This window comes from Petralouisia sp., from assembly GCF_056822245.1.
In genome coordinates this window covers 26472-46989 of sequence record NZ_JBQIOP010000024.1, presented here as the reverse complement: position 1 = coordinate 46989, position 20518 = coordinate 26472, and the positions used below count along the sequence as shown (strand labels likewise).

At 47.5% G+C, this 20518-nt stretch carries 13 protein-coding genes; all 13 read left to right on the top strand.

Going from position 1 to position 20518, the window contains the following annotated elements; translation table 11 throughout:
- Positions 1-15 precede the first annotated feature (15 nt).
- The 13 genes from ACTO17_RS11110 (at position 16) to ACTO17_RS11050 (ending at position 20475) form a co-directional block, all read left to right on the top strand.
- Positions 16-1965, top strand: coding sequence for a glycoside hydrolase family 2 protein (locus tag ACTO17_RS11110; RefSeq protein ID WP_482557986.1), 1950 nt, complete (start codon positions 16-18; stop codon positions 1963-1965).
- Positions 1966-2001: 36 nt separating this feature from the next.
- On the top strand, positions 2002-4992 hold the full coding sequence (locus ACTO17_RS11105) for a glycoside hydrolase family 3 C-terminal domain-containing protein (RefSeq protein ID WP_482557985.1): 2991 nt from the start codon (positions 2002-2004) through the stop codon (positions 4990-4992).
- Positions 4993-5015: 23 nt separating this feature from the next.
- Positions 5016-6563 (top strand): MFS transporter, encoded by a 1548-nt coding sequence (locus tag ACTO17_RS11100; protein ID WP_482557984.1) that lies wholly within the window; start codon positions 5016-5018, stop codon positions 6561-6563.
- 280 nt (positions 6564-6843) lie between these two features.
- Complete coding sequence (locus ACTO17_RS11095) at positions 6844-8154, top strand: patatin-like phospholipase family protein (protein ID WP_482557983.1); 1311 nt, start codon at positions 6844-6846, stop codon at positions 8152-8154.
- 96 nt (positions 8155-8250) lie between these two features.
- Positions 8251-8949: a hypothetical protein gene (locus ACTO17_RS11090; protein WP_482557982.1), complete on the top strand. Its 699-nt coding sequence runs from the start codon at positions 8251-8253 to the stop codon at positions 8947-8949.
- Between the two features lie 279 nt (positions 8950-9228).
- On the top strand, positions 9229-10395 hold the full coding sequence (locus tag ACTO17_RS11085; protein ID WP_482557981.1) for a class I SAM-dependent methyltransferase: 1167 nt from the start codon (positions 9229-9231) through the stop codon (positions 10393-10395).
- On the top strand, positions 10388-12916 hold the full coding sequence (locus tag ACTO17_RS11080) for a hypothetical protein (protein ID WP_482557980.1): 2529 nt from the start codon (positions 10388-10390) through the stop codon (positions 12914-12916). Before ACTO17_RS11085 ends, ACTO17_RS11080 begins: the two co-directional genes overlap by 8 nt.
- A gap of 37 nt (positions 12917-12953) precedes the next feature.
- Positions 12954-13307 (top strand): hypothetical protein, encoded by a 354-nt coding sequence (locus ACTO17_RS11075; RefSeq protein ID WP_482557979.1) that lies wholly within the window; start codon positions 12954-12956, stop codon positions 13305-13307.
- 75 nt (positions 13308-13382) lie between these two features.
- Entirely contained in the window at positions 13383-14729 is a 1347-nt protein-coding gene (locus tag ACTO17_RS11070; RefSeq protein WP_172537485.1) for an MATE family efflux transporter, read from the top strand.
- 65 nt (positions 14730-14794) lie between these two features.
- Complete coding sequence (metG, locus tag ACTO17_RS11065; RefSeq protein ID WP_482557978.1) at positions 14795-16759, top strand: methionine--tRNA ligase; 1965 nt, start codon at positions 14795-14797, stop codon at positions 16757-16759.
- A 52-nt stretch (positions 16760-16811) separates the two neighbouring features.
- Positions 16812-18437 carry a tetratricopeptide repeat-containing diguanylate cyclase gene (locus ACTO17_RS11060; protein ID WP_482557977.1) on the top strand — a complete coding sequence of 542 codons (1626 nt, stop codon included), beginning with the start codon at positions 16812-16814 and terminating at the stop codon, positions 18435-18437.
- On the top strand, positions 18434-19210 hold the full coding sequence (locus ACTO17_RS11055) for a TatD family hydrolase (RefSeq protein WP_482557976.1): 777 nt from the start codon (positions 18434-18436) through the stop codon (positions 19208-19210). Before ACTO17_RS11060 ends, ACTO17_RS11055 begins: the two co-directional genes overlap by 4 nt.
- Positions 19211-19599: 389 nt before the next feature.
- On the top strand, positions 19600-20475 hold the full coding sequence (locus ACTO17_RS11050; RefSeq protein WP_482557975.1) for an ABC transporter ATP-binding protein: 876 nt from the start codon (positions 19600-19602) through the stop codon (positions 20473-20475).
- The last annotated feature ends 43 nt before the right edge of the window (positions 20476-20518 follow it).

The following is a 20518-nucleotide window of genomic DNA, read 5'->3' as shown; positions in this document are numbered from 1 at the left end:
GAGGAAAGAGCAATTATGGCAGAAAGAAAAATCATCAGGCTGATGGAAAACTGGACCTTTACCGGGCCGGAGGGGACAAAACAGCAGGTAAATCTTCCCCACACCTGGAATGCCCGGGACGGACAGGACGGCGGAGATGATTATTTCCGGGGAACCTGCGTCTATGAAAAGGAAATTCCAAAGCCGGAGTTTCAGAAAGGGGAACGGGTGTACCTGCAGTTTCACGGAGTCAATGCCAGCGCCCATGTGCTGCTGAACGGAAAAAAAGTCTGCAGCCACCATAACGGATATTCCACATTCCGGGCAGACGTCACAAAGAAACTGAAAGAAAACAATCTGCTCCGGGTGGAGGTGGATAACAGCAAAAATGAGAGGGTCTATCCCCAGGTGGCGGATTTCACATTTTACGGCGGAATCTACCGGGAGGTGGAATTTCTAATCGTATCAGAAAACCATTTTGAACTGGACTATTACGGCGGGCCTGGAATTAAAATCAGCACGGATGTGAAAGGAACGGATGGCTTTGTAACAGTTCAGACCTATGTAGCAGCACCGCAGCCGGGCAATGGCTCTGATGAGAAAGACAATCTGACAGTGGAGCTTACCTTAAAAGATGCAGAGGGAACTGTCGTGGCCCAGTCAAAGGGAACGAAGGCAGTATTTAAGGTGGAGCAGCCCCATCTTTGGAACGGCGTCAAAGATCCCTATCTGTATCAGGTCACTGCGTCCCTGAAACGGGGAGAGGAGCTGTTGGATCAGATTACATCGGCCTGCGGCATCCGGACATTTTCTGTTGATCCCAAACGGGGATTTTTCTTAAACGGCGTGTCCTATCCTCTGCGGGGTGTTTCCAGGCATCAGGACTGGAAAGGAATCGGAAACGCCATTTCCAGAGAACAGATGGAACAGGATATGGAATTGATTCGGGAAGTGGGCGCCAATACCATCCGTTTGGCCCATTATCAGCACAGCCAGTATTTTTATGATCTCTGCGATCGGTACGGTATGGTGGTTTGGGCAGAAATTCCCTATATTTCCGCCCATATGCCGGGAGGAAAGAAAAATACCTTTTTCCAGATGAAGGAATTGATCACTCAGAATTACAACCATCCCAGTATTGTGACCTGGGGGCTGTCCAATGAGATTACCATTTCCGGAAAACACAGAAGGGATATGCTGAATCATCACAGGAAACTTCAGAACTATGTGAAAAGACTGGACCCGGGACGGCCCACCACACTGGCCTGCTATGCCATGTGCCATCCGTTCCATCCGGTTTCCAAAATTTCTGATTTGGTGGCATGGAACCTGTATTTGGGATGGTATGTGCCCGGATTGTTTTTAAACGATTTGTTTTTAAAATTCTACCATTGGAAATATCCCAATCGGTGTCTGGGATATTCGGAATACGGGGCGGAAGGAATGCCCAATCTCCACAGCGGGAAGCCCAAACGCGGGGATCAGACAGAGGAATATCAGGCAAAATATCATGAATATATGCTGAACTGTTTTGCAAGGCATCCCTTCCTCTGGTCTACCTATGTCTGGAATATGTTTGATTTTGCGGCAGACGCCAGGGATCAGGGCGGAGAACCAGGCATGAATCACAAAGGGCTTGTAACCTTTGACCGGAAAATCAAAAAGGACAGCTTTTATATTTACAAGGCATGGTGGAGCGAAGAGCCCTTTGTCCATCTCTGCGGAAAACGGTATGAGTACCGGACGGAGGAAATTGCGGATGTGACCGTTTACTCCAATCAGCAGGAAGTGTCACTGTATCAGAACGGAAAAAAAATCGGTGTGAAAAAGGGCAGGTATGCGTTTCATTTTCAGGTGAAGTTAGAACAGGAAAATCATCTGGAGGCGCGCTCCGGAGACCTGAAGGATGAGGCGGTTATTTACCGGACAGACACTCCCCGGCCGGAGTATAAGGTAAAAAAGAGCAAGAGCAAAAACTGGGTATAGGGGAAAAAGGCAGAAGTGTACGGAATGGAGGAGACTATGGAAGAGAAGAAAGAAATGAAAAAGAGAAAAAAAGAGTTTAAACGGGCCCGCCGCAAGGCTGCCAGGCCATGGAAATTCCTGACCTGGTTCAGTCTGCCCTTTGCAGTGGTTCTGATGGCGGCCACTATTGTAACCAGCATATTTGACAACTCCTTTTCTATCTTTGTGGGAGGAACGTTCAATCATCTGGAACACAGAGATGACGACGCAGTTTATTTTGAGTCAGATTTTGATTCCAAAGAAGAGATGGTTCATTACGGATTGAATCTCTGCCAACAGGTGGAAGCGGAAGGGGCGGCTCTTTTGATGAATGAAAATAATGCCCTGCCTCTGGAGGAAGGCAGCAAAATCAGCTGTTTTTCTACTTCATCGGTGAATCTGGTATATGGCGGCACCGGTTCCGGAAATATTGACGCTTCCACGGCCAATACGTTAAAAGGGGCATTGGAGGACTCAGGTTTTGAAGTGAACAAGACGCTCTGGGATTTTTATCTGAATGATGCGGCAGAATATACCCGGAAAACAGGGGGCATGATTGCAACAGAAGGGGTAAAGGTATCAGAATGTCCCTGGGATAAATACACAGACGCTGCCAAAAATTCTGCGGCAGAATACAAAGACGCAGCGATTGTCACCTTATCCCGCGTAGGCGGAGAAGGAGCGGATCTGGATTATAAAGAGGTGAATTACCTTGCCCTGGATGAAAATGAAAAGGTGATGATGGAAAACATTTCCGCCATGAAAAAGGACGGAACCATTGAAAAAATTGTAGTATTAATTAACTCTGCCAACCCGCTGCAGGTGGATTTTCTGAAAAATAATGACTATGACGTGGACGCCTGCCTTTGGATCGGAGATGTGGGAATTTCGGGAATCGACGCGGTAGGAGAGCTTCTGGCCGGACGTGTCACTCCCTCCGGGAGACTGGTGGATACATACTGCTATAATAATTTCTCAGCTCCGGCAATGGCTAATTTTACACCCATTATCTATGAAGGATATGAGGAGGGACTGGTGCCGGAAAATGCAAAATCTTACATGACTTACCAGGAAGGAATTTATGTGGGGTATAAATATTACGAAACCCGGTATGAGGATTATGTGACAGGCAGCGGAAATGCAGGAGATTTTGTGTATTCCGACAATGTGGCATATCCCTTTGGATACGGTTTAAGCTATACAGATTTTGCATACAGCGATATGGATGTGACATACAATAAGGAAACCGATCAGTTTGAAGTGTCCGTGACGGTTACCAACACCGGAGATACCTATTCCGGAAAAGAGACGGTTCAGATTTATGTTCAGTCTCCTTATACAGAATATGACAAAGAGAACCGCGTGGAGAAATCCTCCGTTGCATTGTGCGGGTTCGGAAAGACCCAGGTATTGGAGCCGGGCGCGTCCGAGACCCTTACCATACTTGTGGATCGCAGGGAATTTGCCTCTTATGACGCATACGGCGCAGGCACGTATATTTTAGATGAAGGAGACTATTACCTGACCGCTGCTAAAAATGCCCATAATGCAGTAAACAACATTCTTGCCGCAAAAGATTTTACAGCGGAACGCACAGACGGGCGTATGGACGATGCAGGAGACAAAAAGCTGACGTATCAGTGGAAAAATGACAAATTCGACGCAGAAACCTATGGGGTTGCTGCAAACGGCACGGCGATTTCCAATCAGCTGTCCGATTCCGATATCAATCTCAGTGAGGATTTGGACGGGGCCAAAATCACCTATCTGTCCAGAAATGACTGGGAAGGCACCTTCCCCACAGAGCCGCTGAAGCTGGCGCTGACAGAAAAACTCATGGCAAAGCTGCAGGATGTTCAGTATGACGCTTCAGAGCATGAGTCTGTGGACATGCCGGTTCTGAACGCAAGAAACGGTTTGAAGCTGTATGATATGATAGGTCTGGACTATGACGATCCCAAGTGGGAGAAATTGCTGGATCAGATGTCCTTTGACGAGATGGTTTCCCTGATCGGAGATTCCTTCCACTGGACTATGCCGATAAAATCCATAGAAGCACCCGCCACCCGGGACGAGAACGGCCCTCAGGGATTGACAGCGTCTTTATTCCAGGCAGGAGACAGCGGAGGAAACACATCCCTCACCGCAACGGCGTTTACCTCCGAGGATGTGATGGCAGCTACTTTTAATCTGGAAATCATGTATGATATTGGAAGAGTTATCGGAAATAACTGTCTGGCAGCGGACATTGCATGTCTCTACGGCCCGGGAAATAATATTCACAGGACTCCTTACGGCGGCCGAAATTTTGAATATTATTCAGAGGATGCATTCCTGTCCGGGGAGATGTCCAAAGAAGAAATACGCGCTATGGCGGAAAAAGGCATTTTTGTGGTTATGAAGCATTTTGCCCTCAATGACTGCGAGCAGGATCGAATCGGCCTTGGAGTATGGCTCAGCGAGCAGGCTGCAAGAGAGATTTACCTGAAAGCATTCCAGGCTCCGGTGGAAGAATCAGACGCCGGCCTGATGGTGGCTTACACCCGCTGGGGCGCAATCTGGTCCGGCGGAAACCGGGGACTTATGAATAATATTCTCCGTGAAGAATGGGGCAAGAAGGGCCTGATTATTACAGATAATGTGCTGACTACCTATGTGAACGGCGCAGACGGCGTGATGGCAGGCGGCGTGTCTACCTTTGACGCAATGCTTCCCCATGTGACCAATCAGCTTCCCAAATATAAGAAAGATCCTGTAATGGTAACAGCCATGAGAGATGCATGCCATCAGAATCTCTATTCCATCGCCAATTCCGCAGGCATGAACGGAGTGGGGCCGGAGACGAAAGTGAAGATCAAGGATATTGCCATCGTCTCCTCCTTCCGGACGGCAGCCATTGCCTTCTGGGTGCTGTTCCTCTGGTCAATGGCCCTTTGGATTGGGAAAAGACGGGAGTTTAAACAGACAGAAATATATAAGAATTATCAGGATTACAAAGCCAAAAAGTAAGAACAAAGGAAAGGGTGGTTCCTATGAAACAGGAGTCTGGGGCTTTGCGTACCGCAAACCGTGCAAAGCTGTATCAACTGGTATTATTCCCCATGAATAACGGGGCTACCAATGTATATTATATCCTCACCATGAATTTTATCGCTTATTATGCCAACGGGGTTTTAGGACTGCTCCTGATGTTTGCCACCACAATGGTAACCGTGATGCGTCTCTTTGACGCAGTGACAGATCCCATTATCGGAGCGTTGATTGACCGGACTTCTACAAAATTCGGGAAATTCCGCCCCTATATGGTACTGGGAAATGGAATTATGATTCTCTCCTCCCTGCTGCTGTACTTTGGCACCCGGGTGATTTCCCAGGATATGGCATGGCTGCGCTATACGTGTTTTGTGCTGTTTTATGCACTGTATGTGATCGGCTATACCTTTCAGACCGCATGCACCCGTTCCGGCCAGACCTGTTTGACCAATGACCCCAATCAGCGGCCCTTGTTTACCGTATTTAATACGGTGGCAAGCCTGATTGGCATGGGACTGGTGCAATTTCTGGCGCCGGTGTTAAGTGAGAAACTGGGAGGATACAACAGCGCGTCATTTTTTAATTTTATGATACCTCTGGCCATTGGGGTATCGGCAGTGCTGACGCTGCTTGCAGTTATCGGAATTTGGGAGAAAGACCGGCCGGAATTTTTCGGTGTGGGCGGAACCCAGGAAAAGGTGCAGCTCAGTGAGTATATTGCCATTTTAAAAGCCAACAAAGAACTGCAAAGGCTGATGGTGGCCGGAGCAGGCTGTAAACTGGCATTTTCCATTGCAACTAATATGACGGTTCTGTGCATGCTGTACGGAGCCATGATGGGCAATTACGGAGGCCTTTACCTGCCTATGATGATTGTGGGCTATGTTTTTTCCGCGCCGTTCTTCTTATTGACGGTGCGGACTTCCCAGAAATTGGGGCAGAAAGCGTCTCTGGTACGTTACACAACCATTGCTTTGGCCATGTATGTGGGAGTTCTGGTGCTGCTGCTGCTCTGGCGTCCGGGAGCAGAGGTGTTCCGGCTGAGCCTGATGCCGCTGAATATTTACACCGTGCTGTTTGTGCTTTTTTTCGGCATTGGATACGGGGCTTACTATGCAACGGCGGATATGCCCATTCCCATGGTGGCGGACTGCTCCGATTACGAGACTTACCGCTCGGGCCGTTATATTCCGGGCATTATGGGAACACTGTTTTCCCTGGTGGATAAGCTTGTAAGCTCCCTGGGCTCCACAATTGTGGGCATTGCTGTGGCAATGATTGGAATCAGTACCCTGCCGGACGGCAATACGCCCTATGCAGACGGAATGCATACGGTGGTTCTGGTGCTGTTCTGCGTCATTCCCATGCTGGCCTGGATTGCAACTTTAATCGCCATGAAAGGCTATACCCTCACCGGAGCCAGGATGAAGGAAATTCAGGCGGTGAACGCGGTGAGAAAAGATGCCATTGGAAAAGGCATGAAGCTGTCTGAAGCCATGGAAAAATGGAAAACGCTGGAGCAGGTGCCGGAAGAATACCTGCAGTAACAGTACAGATAATATTGGCATGGCCATCCATACTAATGTATAAAAATAATGGGATATGCTGCCGCAGGAAGAAAAACCGCTTCTTCCTGCGGCAGCTTTCTTTTTGGAAAAGACAGAGAAAAACATAAAAAGTGTACCCCTATTTTAGATTTGCCATATCCGGCTTCACGCCACTCTTGCAATGATATTTGTTCAAAGATATAATAAATACACAGAACGGAAATTTAGAAAAGAATTGCCCAAGGCAGGTATATCAGGGATTGTAAAAGGAGGAAATTGCATGAAACGAGCGATTGCGCTTTGCGGCGGAGGTACGAAAGGAGCCTATGAACTGGGCGTATGGAGAGCATTGAGGGAACTTGGCATAGAATATGATATTGTGACAGGAACTTCCATAGGAGCCATCAACGGCGCATTGATGGTTTCCGGTGATTATGATAAGGCATGCGAGCTGTGGAAAACCATACGGCCGGAGAACGTGATGACAGAGGGGCTGAATCTCACCACAACTATTGAGGGAATGTACAACCAGAGAGAGGCCATCGGGCCTTTTCTGAAAAAATATGTGAAAAACAAAGGGGCGGATATTTCACCTTTTCTGGAATTCATTGACCGGATGGTGGACGAGGAGAAGGTCAGGGCCTCCCGGACGGATTACGGCCTGGTAACCGTGCAGGTATCCTCCATGAAAGCCCTGGAGTTAAGCAAAAATGAGATTCCTCAGGGAAAATTAAAGGATTTCATTATGGCGTCCGCATCCATCTTCCCGATTTTTCCCATGCACAAAATCGACGGAGAAACGTATCTGGACGGCTGCTATTACGATAATCTTCCCATCGATCTGGCGCTGAAAATGGGAGCGGATGAGGTGATTGCCGTGGATTTGCACACTTCCCCCAGCCATCCGGTCTATTTAAACAAGCCCTGTGTCACCTGTATTATTCCCAGCCGTTCCCTGGGAACGATTCTGAATTTTGACCGGAAGGTGATTGAAGATAATATTGAACTTGGGTATTGGGATGCGCTGAAAACCTTTGGGAAAATGAAAGGGAAGAATTATACCTTTTATCCGGAGGGCTTTTCAGAATATTCAGAAGTGATACAGGTTTTTGCCAGCCGTGTGGCCAGAGCGGAATCATATCTGACAGAGGGAATTTTCAACCGGTTTATCAAGCCCGGGGACAGTAAAAAACTTTGCGGTAATATAGAAGAACATATCAGAAAGAAGCCGGGCGCTTATACAAAAGAAGATTATTTTCTCGGGGCGGCGGAACTCTGCGGGAATATGTTCGGTCTGTCCGGGACTCATCCCTGGCGGATCGGAGATTTTATCCGGGAAATTGTTGGAAAACTGAAGGGAAAAGAGCATTATCCGGATATTTTTCTGTTTCACGGAAGAAAAGGAAGAGATTTGATACTGGGGCTTGCGGAGCTGAAGCAGCGGGGCGGAAGCGATTACATGGCGGCCTGTATGTATTACGGATATCAGGAAGGAGAAATTGATTTAAAAGAGCAGCTGAATTTACTGGCACGGCAGCCTTATGAACTGACGGCGGCGCTGTTTCTGCTGACGGTGGAAGAAGTCCTGTAAGCGGATGCCGTTGACAATGGAAGAAGCCCCGAAAGGGTGTAGCATTACCAAAATCAGGGCATATAGTATAGAGATAGAAAAAATGGGAGTAAAGCAGTGGATTATAAACAGGAAATGTTTTACCGGATGCCGGATCAAAACAGAAATAAAATGCCCTTTTATATGGCATATCCCATGCAGAACGTATATCTGGAGGAACTGGAATACGAGCGGGATATGCAGAAATTAAAAGATTTATATCCCAAAGAAGTGAAATCCATTCAGGCATTGGTAGAAGAAGAATGCGACAAAATGGAATATGAAGGCAGCCTGATGTTTGACGAATATCCCGATAAACTGATGCTCCGGCAGATTGTCAACCGGATCTATGACGGAGCCGCCGGCGAACAGATGAATATGCAGAGCGTCCAGGGATTTGAGGCCAGTCCTTATGAAGCGGAGCAATATGAACCTCAGCAGTATAAACCAGAGCAGTATGCGGCCGGATATTACCAGGAAAATGAAGAAAAGCAGGCGGAATCTGCAATGGAAGAAGATATGCTGAATGCGGAAGAGATTCCCCTGGCAGGAAATCTGGTTGAACAGAGAAGGCCGCCGGGGCCGGGCTGGGGTCCGCCGCCAAAACCAGGCTGGGGCCCGCCTCCCCCGCCGCCGGGGCCGGGCTGGGGTCCGCCGCCTCCCCCTCCGGGAAGACCGCCCCATGGCAACGGCCTGCAGAATCTCATAGAAGTGCTTTTGTTTAATGAAATGTATCGGAGAAGATGCCGCCATAAACGCTGCCGCCGCTGGTGGTAAGAAAATCTGCGCGCATGAAAATGCGGCAGGAAAACGGCAGATATATAACTCTCTGCAGAACTGGAAGAAAAAGGTTCTGCAGAGGGTTTTTGAATTTTAGATTTCTGGATGAAACCGAGTGACTTCTCAGATATTTTGTGATAGAATGATTGGGAAGTTATGCCCGGGAATGGAGAAAGCATCATATTCGGGAAATCCGACGTTTCGGCAGTTATTGCAGCCAGAAAGGCCGGCTTATGAAAGAGTTACGCCAGTTATTGCAATTAGAAAGGCCAGTTTATGAAAGATTTACGCCAGCTATTAGATAAATACTTAAACCAACAGCTTCAGCGAATCATCATCAGCAATCCCCGGCATCCGGAAAGCGCCGCTAAGCTTACCATACGTCCGGTACTGGTGAAAAATGCCCTGTCATTTCAGGCAAGCGAGTACCAGGAGAAAAAAGTATTCCACAAAAATTATGCCAGAGAGGAAGCTGCGGCAGAGATTGTGAACCGAATGGAAGAATACCGGCAGATGGAGCTTTTCTCCGGACTGGGACAGGCCGTTTTGCGAATCAGCAAAAAGGGCAGGGTCACCATCAAGGAAAAACCCTGCGCCGGCTGTGTAAAAGAAGTTGATTTGTCCCATAATAGAAAGAAGCACTATATTTTAGATCCTTCCTGCAGGGTGGAATTTCTGATTGATCTGGGCGTTCAGTCCCGGGAAGGGAAAATTATCAATGCCAGATACGACAAATTCCGCCAGATTAATCGGTTTCTGGAATTTATTGAAGATATCCTGCCTCAGCTTCCTAAGGATCGGGAAGTGACCATCTTGGATTTTGGGTGCGGGAAATCCTATCTGACGTTTGCCATGTACCATTACCTGAAGGAATTGAGGGGATATCAGGTACATATCATCGGACTGGATCTGAAAGAGGACGTGATAGCAGAATGCAGCAGGCTGTCGGAAAAATACGGATACGACAGACTGGAATTTCATGTGGGGGATATTGCGGGATATGAGGGCGCAGAACAGGTGGATATGGTGGTGACTCTGCATGCCTGTGATACGGCCACGGATTATGCGCTGGATAAAGCCATCCGCTGGGGCGCGAAAGTGATTTTATCAGCGCCCTGCTGTCAGCATGAACTGAATGGGCAGATCAAAAATGAACTGCTGGGGCCGGCGCTGGGCTACGGATTAATTAAGGAGCGTATGGCGGCTCTTTTCACGGACGCGCTCAGAGCCGGGATATTGGAAAGCAAGGGGTATCAGGTGCAAATCCTGGAATTTATAGATATGGAGCACACGCCCAAGAATATCCTGATCCGCGCGGTGAAATCAGGCAGGGCAAAGGAGAATGGGCAGATTCGGGAGCTTATGGAATTTCTGCATGTAAATCCCACATTGGCGGTGCTGCAGGAGGAGAAATCCGGAAAGGAATACGATCAGAATGCGTAAAAGTTTCATAAAGACGGTGGTGCTTCTGGCAGTTTTTGCAATTACAGTGGCAGCCACCGGATTGTTCAGCTATAAAAACAGTACAGATATGACCTCAGAGATGGCTCCGGCCACTCTTCCCGTTGTGTATCTGCAGCAGGGAGAAACCAGAATCAATGGGCTGTACGGCTATTCTTCCGAGATGGACGGAACGGGTATGCGCGATACCATTACCCCCTTGGAAGAGGATTTGTCCCTTCCGGTTGTGATAAAGACGTATGAGAATGAAATTGAAGAAGTAGATTATGAAGTGCGCACCATGAACATGGAGCGTCTGATTGAAAATGGGAAAGAAGAAAATTTTTCACGGAAACACGGAGAAGTGCGCTTTACCCTGCAGTTTCAGAATATTCTGGAGGAAGAGACGGAATATGTGCTGGCGCTTACCGTAAAATATTCCGGAAAACAGGCCTTTTATTATACCAGAATTGCCAGGGAGCAGAAATATTATGTGGCGGAATCCCTGGATTTTGTCAGCAGGTTCCATGAGCAGACCTTTGAAAAAGAGAATTCTGACAGCCTTGCCACTTATTTAGAGCCGGATCAGATGGGAGACAATACAACGCTGCAGAAGGTGACCATTCATTCCAGTCTGCGCCAGGTAAACTGGGCGGATTTTGAGGGAGAGCGTCTGGAACCGCCGGTGCCCTCCATCAAGGAAATGGGAGATTCCTACAATGCAATTGTGCTTCAGTATGTGCTGACCTCCACCGGGGACAACGGCGAGGTGGAATACTATAACGTGGAGGAGTATTACCGGGTTCGGTACGATCAGGCAATTGGCCGGATGTATCTTTTGAATTATGAGCGGACCATGAACCAGATTTTCCGGGGAGAAAACGGAACCGTGAACAAGAACCGGCTGATGCTTGGGATTCGCTCTGCAGATGTGGAGTATTCGGCAAATGAAAAAGGCAACATCATAGCGTTTGTACAGGAAGGGGAACTGTGGAGTTATAACAGCGATAATAACCATCTGTCCCAGATATACAGTTTCCGCAGTCCTGAAGGAATTTCCGAGCGGGAGAATCATTCCGGACATCAGATACGGATTATGAAAATAGACGAGACAGGAAGTATGGACTTTGTGGTGTATGGTTACATGAACCGGGGAAATCACGAAGGCCAGACGGGAATCAATGTGTTTCATTATGACAGCGTAGGCAATACCATTGAAGAAATATTGTTTATCCCCTTTGACAAATCCAGTGAGATGCTGAAAGCGGAATGGGGAAAATTGTTTTATGTAAGCGACGGGAATATTTTCTATCTTCTGGCACAGGATGTACTGTACCGGATTGATCTGGATGCCAGGGAGACCCGGCAGGTGATTGAGGGGCTGAAGCCGGGAAGCTTCGCGGTGTCCGAGAATGGAAGATATATAGCATGGCAGGAAGGAGAGGATACAGACAGAACAGAAACGTTGAAAATCATGGATCTGGAAGGGGAGGAAACCAGGACGATTGAGGGCAGCAGCGGAGAATACTTAAGGCCCGTGGGATTTGTGGAAAGTGATTTTGTCTACGGCATGGCCAGGGCAGGGGACGTGGTCACTGACGCTGCGGGAAACACCAGGTTTCCCATGTACCGGGTAACCATTGTAGACAAGGATTCCCAGGTGGTAAAGGACTACCAGAAGGAAGGATTTTATGTGACCAGGGCCTACGTGGAGCGGGATACAATTTTCCTGGATCGGGAAATCCGGACAGAGGCCGGCAATGTCAGCGTAGAGCAGGACACCATTAAAAATCAGCAGTTGGAATCCGCCAGAAAAATTACAATAGAAACATCCCAGTCGGAGAAAAAACAATGCCAGGTTCAGATTGCTCTGGGGGAGGGGGCCGCGGAATCGCCAAAGCGGCTGCAGGTAACGATACCGAAGGAAATTGCATTGACCGAGAAGCGGAATGTAAAGCTGGATACAGGAAAGGCGCAGGAAAGCTACTACATTTACAGCGGAGGAAGAATCCTCTTATCCACCACTTCACTGACAGAAGCCATTGTTCTGGCGGATCAGAATATGGGGGTTGTGGTAGGCCAGGAACAAAAATACATCTGGCGCAGAGGAAGGAAGAGCGTTCAGCCAATGATTGGAGCCGGAGAGGTGGATCTTGCAGGAGTCAGCGAAAGCTCAGCTTCCCGCTGCCTGACGTATCTGCTGCGGACAGAGGAAATCAACATTGATGTGGACGATTTGATTGCCCAGGGGGAAACCCCAAAGCAAATCTTAACCGAGGCGCTGAACGGCAGAAAAGTCCTTGATCTTACCGGATGCAGCGTGGAGCAGGTATTGTATTACCTCAATTTAAATACGCCGGTATTTGCCATGGTAAACAATGAAGCGCTGCTGATTGTGGGATATGATGAGCATAACATTCTGCTGTATCAGCCGGATGTAAATGTGGTGCGCAAAATGGGCCGTCAGGACAGCAACACCATGTTTGAGGAGGCAGGCAACATATTTTTGGGGTATATCGAATAGAACATATAGAAACAGCACAGAAAAAAGGAGGAGCATTATGCACAGTGATGACATTAAAGCGCAATTAATCAGACAATTTCCGGCAGAGGTAGTGGAGCAGAAGGGCTCCATGAATCAGATGTATTATTCCTGTCCCACATGCGGCAGGACGGTGTCCATGGGAATGGACAAATGCGCAGGCTGCAGCCAGATTTTGAGCTGGAAAAACATTAATCAGAAATACTCTCCCGAAGGGAAAAAGAAAGCGGTTCTGGAATTTGAAGTATTAGGGGAATTTACCGTGGGGGACTGCCGCAAATGCCCCATTTCCTACATAGCGAATAACGGAACGGAAAGCTCCTATGAATGTCCGCTGAAAATGCGGGGCTCCTGCAAGATTCAGCTGGTATAACGATCTACAGGACAGTGAATCTGCCGCTGCTGACAGAGGGGCAAATAAAACAGGACCCATGAAAGGAGATTGCTTATGCCAAATAGTGAATCTACGCTGCTGACAGAGGGAAGCATATGGAAAAAGATTATCGCCTTTGCCGTGCCGATTTTTCTGGGTAATTTATTTCAGCAGCTTTATAATACGGCAGATTCTCTGATTGTAGGAAATTTTGTGGGCAGCGACGCTTTGGCAGCGGTCAGTTCTTCCGGCAATCTGATTTTTCTGCTGGTGGGATTTTTCAGCGGAATTGCCATGGGCGCCGGAGTGGTGATTGCCCGCTATTACGGCGCCAGGAGTTCCGATGAGATTTCCAGGGCGGTACATACGCTTGTGGCGCTGGGACTGGCGTCAGGAGTATTCCTGACCCTGGCAGGGGTCATGATAACCCCGCAGATATTGCAGTGGATGGGGACGCCGGATTCGGTGTTCCCTAATTCTGTATTGTATTTCAGAATTTATTTTGCAGGTTCCATGGGATTTGTTATGTATAATGTGTTTGTAGGAATCCTGCAGTCAGTGGGAGACAGCAAGCATCCGCTTTACTATCTGATTATTTCTTCTGTGACCAATGTGATTTTGGACTTGCTGTTTATTGCCGTACTGGGAATGGGAGTAGGGGCGGCGGCTTTTGCAACCATTATTTCCCAGTTTGTCAGCGCATTCTTATGTCTGGCGCGGCTGATGCGGACGAAAGAGGAATACAGACTTGAACTGAAGAAAATCCGGTTTGACCGAAGCATGATGAGCCAGATTATTTCCAACGGCCTTCCGGCAGGCATTCAGAATTCCATTATTGCGCTGGCCAATGTGGTGGTTCAGTCCAACATTAATGTGTTTGGCATGACTGCCGTTGCAGGCTGCGGAGCATATTCCAAAATCGAAGGCTTCGGTTTTCTGCCCATTACCTGTTTTACCCTTGCCATGACTACTTTTATCGGACAGAACCTGGGGGCAAAGAAATATGAGCGGGTAAAAAAGGGCGCCAGATTCGGAATTATCTGCTCCATAATCACGGCGGAACTGGTGGGAATCTTCGTTTATATTTTTATTCCCTCCCTGGTTCGCGCCTTTGACACCAATCCGGAGGTGGTTTTGTATGGAACCACTCAGGCAAGAACGGTGACGCTGTTTTATTTTCTGCTGGCCTTTTCCCACTGTCTGGCGGGAATCTTCCGGGGAGCCGGGAAATCCATGGTGCCTATGGTGGTAATGCTGGTGTGCTGGTGTGTGATCCGGATCAGCTATATTACAATAGCAGTGAAAATTGTGCCAGTCATCCGCACGGTATTCTGGGCTTATCCGCTGACCTGGAGCCTCAGCTCCATTATTTTCCTGATTTATTTTTTAAAAGCAGACTGGATGCATGGATTTGAACGGTAAAAGCTCATTTTTTTTGACTTTCCGGCGTTTCTATGGTAGTCTTTGTTAATAAGGAGGCATTGAATATGTGTACAAAATGCAGTAAAAGTAAATTTTATATGACCACGGCAATTGCCTACACCTCAGGGAAACCGCATATTGGAAATACCTATGAGATAGTACTGGCAGACAGCATTGCCCGGTTTAAACGTCAGCAGGGGTATGACGTCTATTTTCAGACCGGAACGGATGAGCATGGACAGAAGATTCAGATCAAGGCAGAGGAAGCCGGAATCACCCCCAAGGAGTATGTGGACAAGGTTGCCGGAACTGTGAAAGACATTTGGGATTTGATGAATTCCTCTTATGACAGTTTTGTCCGGACTACAGATAAAGATCACGAAGAACAGGTGGCAAAAATATTCAAGAAGCTGTACGACAAAGGAGATATTTACAAGGGAGCCTATGAGGGGCTGTACTGTACTCCCTGCGAATCCTTCTGGACAGAATCCCAGTTGGCAGACGGCAAGTGCCCGGACTGCGGCGGAGAGGTTCAGCCGGCCAAAGAGGAGGCTTATTTCTTTAAAATGAGCAACTATGCAGACCGTCTGATTGAGCATATCAATACCCATCCGGAATTTATTCAGCCGGTGTCCCGCAAGAATGAAATGATGAACAATTTCCTTCTGCCGGGGCTTCAGGATTTGTGTGTATCCCGAACTTCCTTCAGCTGGGGAATTCCGGTGGATTTTGATCCGAAGCATGTGATCTATGTATGGCTGGACGCGCTCAGCAACTATATTACCAAGATAGGCTACAGCGCAGAAGGGGATTCCAGTGAATTGTTCCGGAAAAACTGGCCGGCGGAGCTGCATTTGATTGGAAAAGACATTATCCGGTTTCATACCATTTACTGGCCGATTTTTCTGATGGCTCTGGACCTGCCGCTGCCGAAACAGATTTTCGGACATCCCTGGCTGCTTCAGGGAGACGGCAAGATGAGCAAATCCAAGGGAAATGTGCTCTATGCAGATGATATGACGAAGGTGTTTGGCGTAGACGCCATCCGTTATTACCTGCTCCATGAAATGCCTTTTGACAATGACGGCGTGATTTCCTGGGAGCTGGTGACAGAGCGGCGCAATTCCGATTTGGCCAATACCCTGGGAAATCTGGTGAACCGAACCATTTCCATGAGCAACAAGTATTTTGACGGTGTGGTGACCAATGAAAATGTGACGGAGGATGTGGACGAGGACTTGAAACGTGTGGTAACCGGCACAGTGAAAACGGTAACCGCTAAGATGGACGAGCTTCGGGTAGCCGACGCTCTGACAGAAATATTTAACATGTTTAAACGCTGCAATAAATATATCGACGAGACTACGCCCTGGATTCTGGCCAAAGAGGAGGCATCCAAACCCCGGTTGGCAACGGTTTTGTATAACCTGGTGGAAAGCATTGCCATAGGAGCAAGCCTGTTAAAGAGCTTTATGCCGGAAACCTCTGAGAAAATCCTCTCTCAGTTAAATGCATTTGAGGTGCCCTTTGATGAACTGGACAGCTTCGGCCATTACGGAAGCGGAACAAAAGTAACGTCTCAGCCGGAAATTCTGTTCGAACGGATGAAATTAGAAGATGTATTTGCAAAAGTGGAGGAACTGTATCCGGACCAGGAGGAAGAGAAGGAGCCGGAGGAGGCGGGCATTGATCTGGAGCCGAAAGCAGAAATCGAGTATGATGATTTTATGAAAATGCAGTTTCAGGTAGGTAAAATCATCGCCTGTGAAGCGGTTGCCAAATCCAAGAAGCTGCTCTGTTCTCAGGTGCAGATTGGAAGCCAGGTGAAACAGATTGTGTCCGGTATCCGGAAATATTACACACCGGAAGAAATGGTGGGCAAAAAAGTAATGGTACTGGTAAATCTGAAGCCTGCAAAACTGGCGGGAGTATTGTCTGAGGGAATGCTTCTGTGCGCAGAGAATGAAAACGGTGAACTGGCACTGGTAGCGCCGGAGAAGGATATGCCTTCCGGAGCGGAAATCTGCTGATATATCCGTAAGCCAAATGATTTGCAGGCAAAATTATAAATGGAGGAAAAGAATGGATTTTACAGGTTATGGCGGAGAGATCCGAGAACTGGTAAAAGAGATTGCAGAGTGCCGTTGCAGAAAAGGCGGAGCGTATATGGAGAATTGTAAAAAGCTCATCAAGATAGGAAGAGACAGCAGGGATTCCTATCTTCTGGGCTTTGCCTGTTATTATCAGGCAGAAGGGTATTTCTGCCTGAATGATTATCAGAACATGATTAACAGCTTAACCGAGGGAATTGTGAATCAGCGGGAAGCATCCCAGTGGAGACTGTTGGTGCGTTCCCACAATGCCATGGGAATTGACGCTGTAAACAGGGGAAATGCCACAGTTGCACTGGATCAGTATATTACAGCCCTTGCTTATGGGAAAAAATATGAATATCCTTATGAAACAGCCCTTGTAAACAGCAACGTGGGAAGGCTGTATATGTCCTTCGGAGAATACGATGCAGCGGTTCATTATCTGAAAAAGGCATCGCAGACTTTCTGGAATTACAGGGATGATTTCTTTGGAAAAATAAATCTGGCTACTGCCTATGCTTCCCTGGGAAGGTGCAGTCTTTTTCGGAAAAATCTGAAAGAGGCCGAGGAATACGAAGAGAAAATCCACCAGGCAGGCAAAGAAGCAGAGTTTAATTATTTTATGACCCGGGGACTGTCTGCCAAAATACGTCATGAGCAGGGCCGCTGGCAGGAGCGGGATCAGTATATTGAGAATATTGTCCAAAACCTGAAAGGATTTCAAACGCTGATAGACAGCCATGAGGATGTTTTTGATTTTCTGGATTTTCTTCTGGAAATCAAAAAATACCAGGAACTTGAGAAAGTATTTCCAAAGCTGGATCGGATGGCGGAGGAATCCGGAATTACAAATCTGAAAATTGAGCTTTTGCGCCGTCAGGCGGTATATTACCGCGCCGTGCAGGAGCGGGAAAATTATCTGGAGGTATGCGCCAGGCTTTATGAAGAGAGTGAAATCTTGAAAGAAGAAGGCGTAAGCGTTTTTCATCGGGCCACAGAGCTTCGGTTCAGCCTGGAACGGGCCAGGAAAAAAGAAAAAGAGCTGCTGAAGGAGAAACAGATTCTTCAGGAGCGTTCTGAAAAAGATGCCTTAACAGGCCTTGCCAACCGTTACAAGCTGAATGATTATACCGGAAAGATTTTTGACAAAGCCAGAGAAAGACAGGATATGCTTTCCGTGGAAATTTTTGATGTGGATTATTTTAAACAATATAATGATACCTATGGGCATCAGGCAGGAGACGACTGCCTGAAAGAGATTGGGAAAATATTGGGCGGACTGATGCAGCGGGATCAAAATATTTTCTGCGCCCGGTACGGCGGAGATGAATTCATTGTTATTTATTACGGAAAGACCGACGAAGAGATTTTAAGTCTGTCAAAAGAGCTTCGGCAGAAGGTTCTGGATTTGAAACTGGAGCATAAAGAATCTCAGGAATCCGAATATCTGACAATTTCCCAGGGAATCCGCAGCGGTATTCCGGAACATCAGCATCGTATGTGGGATTATCTCTGTGCAGCAGACAAAGCATTGTACTGCGTAAAAAAGAAAAAGAAAAACAGTATCTGCCTGATACATAGAAATGAAGAGAATGCAGAAAGCGTGATAGTATGATTTTTGAAAGCCATGCCCATTATGACGACGAAAGGTTTGACAGTGACAGAGAAAAACTGCTGTCCTCCATGCAGGAGCAGGGAATAGAGACGATTGTAAATGTGGGTTCTGATTTAAAAGGAACCCAAAAGACCGTTGCTCTGGCAAATGCGTATGATTTCATTTACGGGGCCGTAGGAATTCATCCCAGTAATATCAGTGATTTGAATGAGGAAGTCTATGAATGGATGCAGCAGACAAGCAGGCTGCCGAAAATAGCCGCCATAGGAGAAATCGGACTGGATTATTACTGGGATAAAGACGAAGAGGTAAAACGCAGCCAGCGTTACTGGTTCTGCAGGCAGATGGAGCTTGCCAGAGAAGAGGGCCTTCCGGTGATTATACATTCCAGAGACGCGGCGGAGGACACGTTAAAACTGGTGCAGGGCATCCATGGGGAGGAGATTCCCGGCGTGATCCATTGTTTTTCTTATTCCCTGGAAATGGCAGAAGAATATGTCAGAATGGGATATTACATTGGAATCGGCGGCGTGGTGACCTTTAAAAATGCCAAAAAATTAAAAGAAGTGGCTGCAAAGCTTCCGTTAGAGCAGATTCTTTTGGAGACAGACTGCCCTTACCTGTCGCCAGAACCGGAGCGGGGAAAGCGGAACTCTTCTCTGAACCTGCTCTATGTGGCCCGGGAAATTGCAGAACTCAGAGGAATTTCTCACGAGGAAGTGGAGGCAGTCACCAGAGAAAATGCCAGAAGGTTGTTCCGGAAGGTGAAGTAGCAGCTTTGCCGGCAGCCTCTTAGTACTGCAACGAACGTATTATATTTGGCTCCGGTAGTTCCTGTGTATCGAAATATAGATTGTTCGTTGTGGTACTGTATGTGTTTGAAAATGTTCATAATAAACTTCCATCTTGCTTAGCTTGTCGTACGACAGGCCGCATGGCCATCCATGCTATGGAAGCCAAGGGCTTTCATAGTATTTTTTGAAAAACACTTGACAGACCTGTGTATATACTGTATATATTAATATATACAGTATATACACAGGTCTATTGTGCGTTAAAAAGAAATTATGGAAGGGACAGGTGAGCGCAGATGGGGATAGTGAAAAAGAATCGGAATATATACAGGGATATGAAAAATTCCGGAAAGGGCAGGTGAGCACAGATGGGACGGAAAGAAACGGAATTCAATAGCCTGCAGCCGTTGCTGCAGATAGAACATGGGGGAGCGGAACGGGGCGACACGTTTTGGCTGCGGGAAGTAAATCTAACACTGGAGCCTGGAACTTTTATGGGAGTTATAGGCAGAAACGGAGCAGGCAAGACAACGCTGTTTCACATGCTCTGCGGGCTTTCCCGTATCAGTCAGGGAGATGTCCGGATAGAAGGAATCAGTATGAAGCAGGAGCCGGGACGCTGCCGGCAGAAGATGGGCATGATCTTTGACGATGAGTATTTCCGGTTGGATCTTTCTGCAAAATATGCGGCAAAGGTATATGGGAAATACTATGAGAATTATTCCCGGGAAGCTTTTTTGTCTTACTGCCGGAAATTTGAAGTGGATATCCGGCAGAATATCAGAAAAATGTCCAAGGGGAATTATATGAAGTTTCAGCTTGCTTTCGCCCTGGCCCACCATCCCAGGCTGATTCTGATGGATGAGCCGGAAGCAGGACTGGACCCGGTGTTTCGGAGAGAATGGATGAATATGCTTTACGATATTCTGGATGATTCCTGCAGTATTTTATTCGCCACCCATTTGACAGAAGAACTGGAACAATATGCAGACGCAGTTACCATGGTGTCTCAGGGGCGGCAGGTATTTTCCCTCACCATGCCGGAGATAGAGGAACAGTACCGGATTGTAAGAGGAAGCAAAGAGCAGTTGGACTGTCTGAAGAAACATCTGATTGGCAGGCGGAGGATGGAATATTACGAAGAAGGGCTGTGCCGGACAGAAGGCGGGGAATTGCCTGCGGAGGTCAGCCAGTCCCGGCCTGCGCTGGCCCAGTTAATGGAGTATCTGGATGGAAAATTTTGAAACTTTGTGGAAAAAACACTTCATAAAACAGAGATGTGTTGAT

Excerpts from the sequence above, each read along its gene's own strand:
- ACTO17_RS11110 (WP_482557986.1), top strand. The coding sequence starts at position 16 with ATGGCAGAAAGAAAAATCATCAGGCTGATGGAAAACTGGACCTTTACC.
- ACTO17_RS11105 (WP_482557985.1), top strand. The coding sequence starts at position 2,002 with ATGGAAGAGAAGAAAGAAATGAAAAAGAGAAAAAAAGAGTTTAAACGG.
- ACTO17_RS11100 (WP_482557984.1), top strand. The coding sequence starts at position 5,016 with ATGAAACAGGAGTCTGGGGCTTTGCGTACCGCAAACCGTGCAAAGCTG.
- ACTO17_RS11095 (WP_482557983.1), top strand. The coding sequence starts at position 6,844 with ATGAAACGAGCGATTGCGCTTTGCGGCGGAGGTACGAAAGGAGCCTAT.
- ACTO17_RS11085 (WP_482557981.1), top strand. The coding sequence starts at position 9,229 with ATGAAAGATTTACGCCAGCTATTAGATAAATACTTAAACCAACAGCTT.
- ACTO17_RS11080 (WP_482557980.1), top strand. The coding sequence starts at position 10,388 with ATGCGTAAAAGTTTCATAAAGACGGTGGTGCTTCTGGCAGTTTTTGCA.
- ACTO17_RS11075 (WP_482557979.1), top strand. The coding sequence starts at position 12,954 with ATGCACAGTGATGACATTAAAGCGCAATTAATCAGACAATTTCCGGCA.
- ACTO17_RS11070 (WP_172537485.1), top strand. The coding sequence starts at position 13,383 with ATGCCAAATAGTGAATCTACGCTGCTGACAGAGGGAAGCATATGGAAA.
- metG (WP_482557978.1), top strand. The coding sequence starts at position 14,795 with ATGTGTACAAAATGCAGTAAAAGTAAATTTTATATGACCACGGCAATT.
- ACTO17_RS11060 (WP_482557977.1), top strand. The coding sequence starts at position 16,812 with ATGGATTTTACAGGTTATGGCGGAGAGATCCGAGAACTGGTAAAAGAG.
- ACTO17_RS11055 (WP_482557976.1), top strand. The coding sequence starts at position 18,434 with ATGATTTTTGAAAGCCATGCCCATTATGACGACGAAAGGTTTGACAGT.
- ACTO17_RS11050 (WP_482557975.1), top strand. The coding sequence starts at position 19,600 with ATGGGACGGAAAGAAACGGAATTCAATAGCCTGCAGCCGTTGCTGCAG.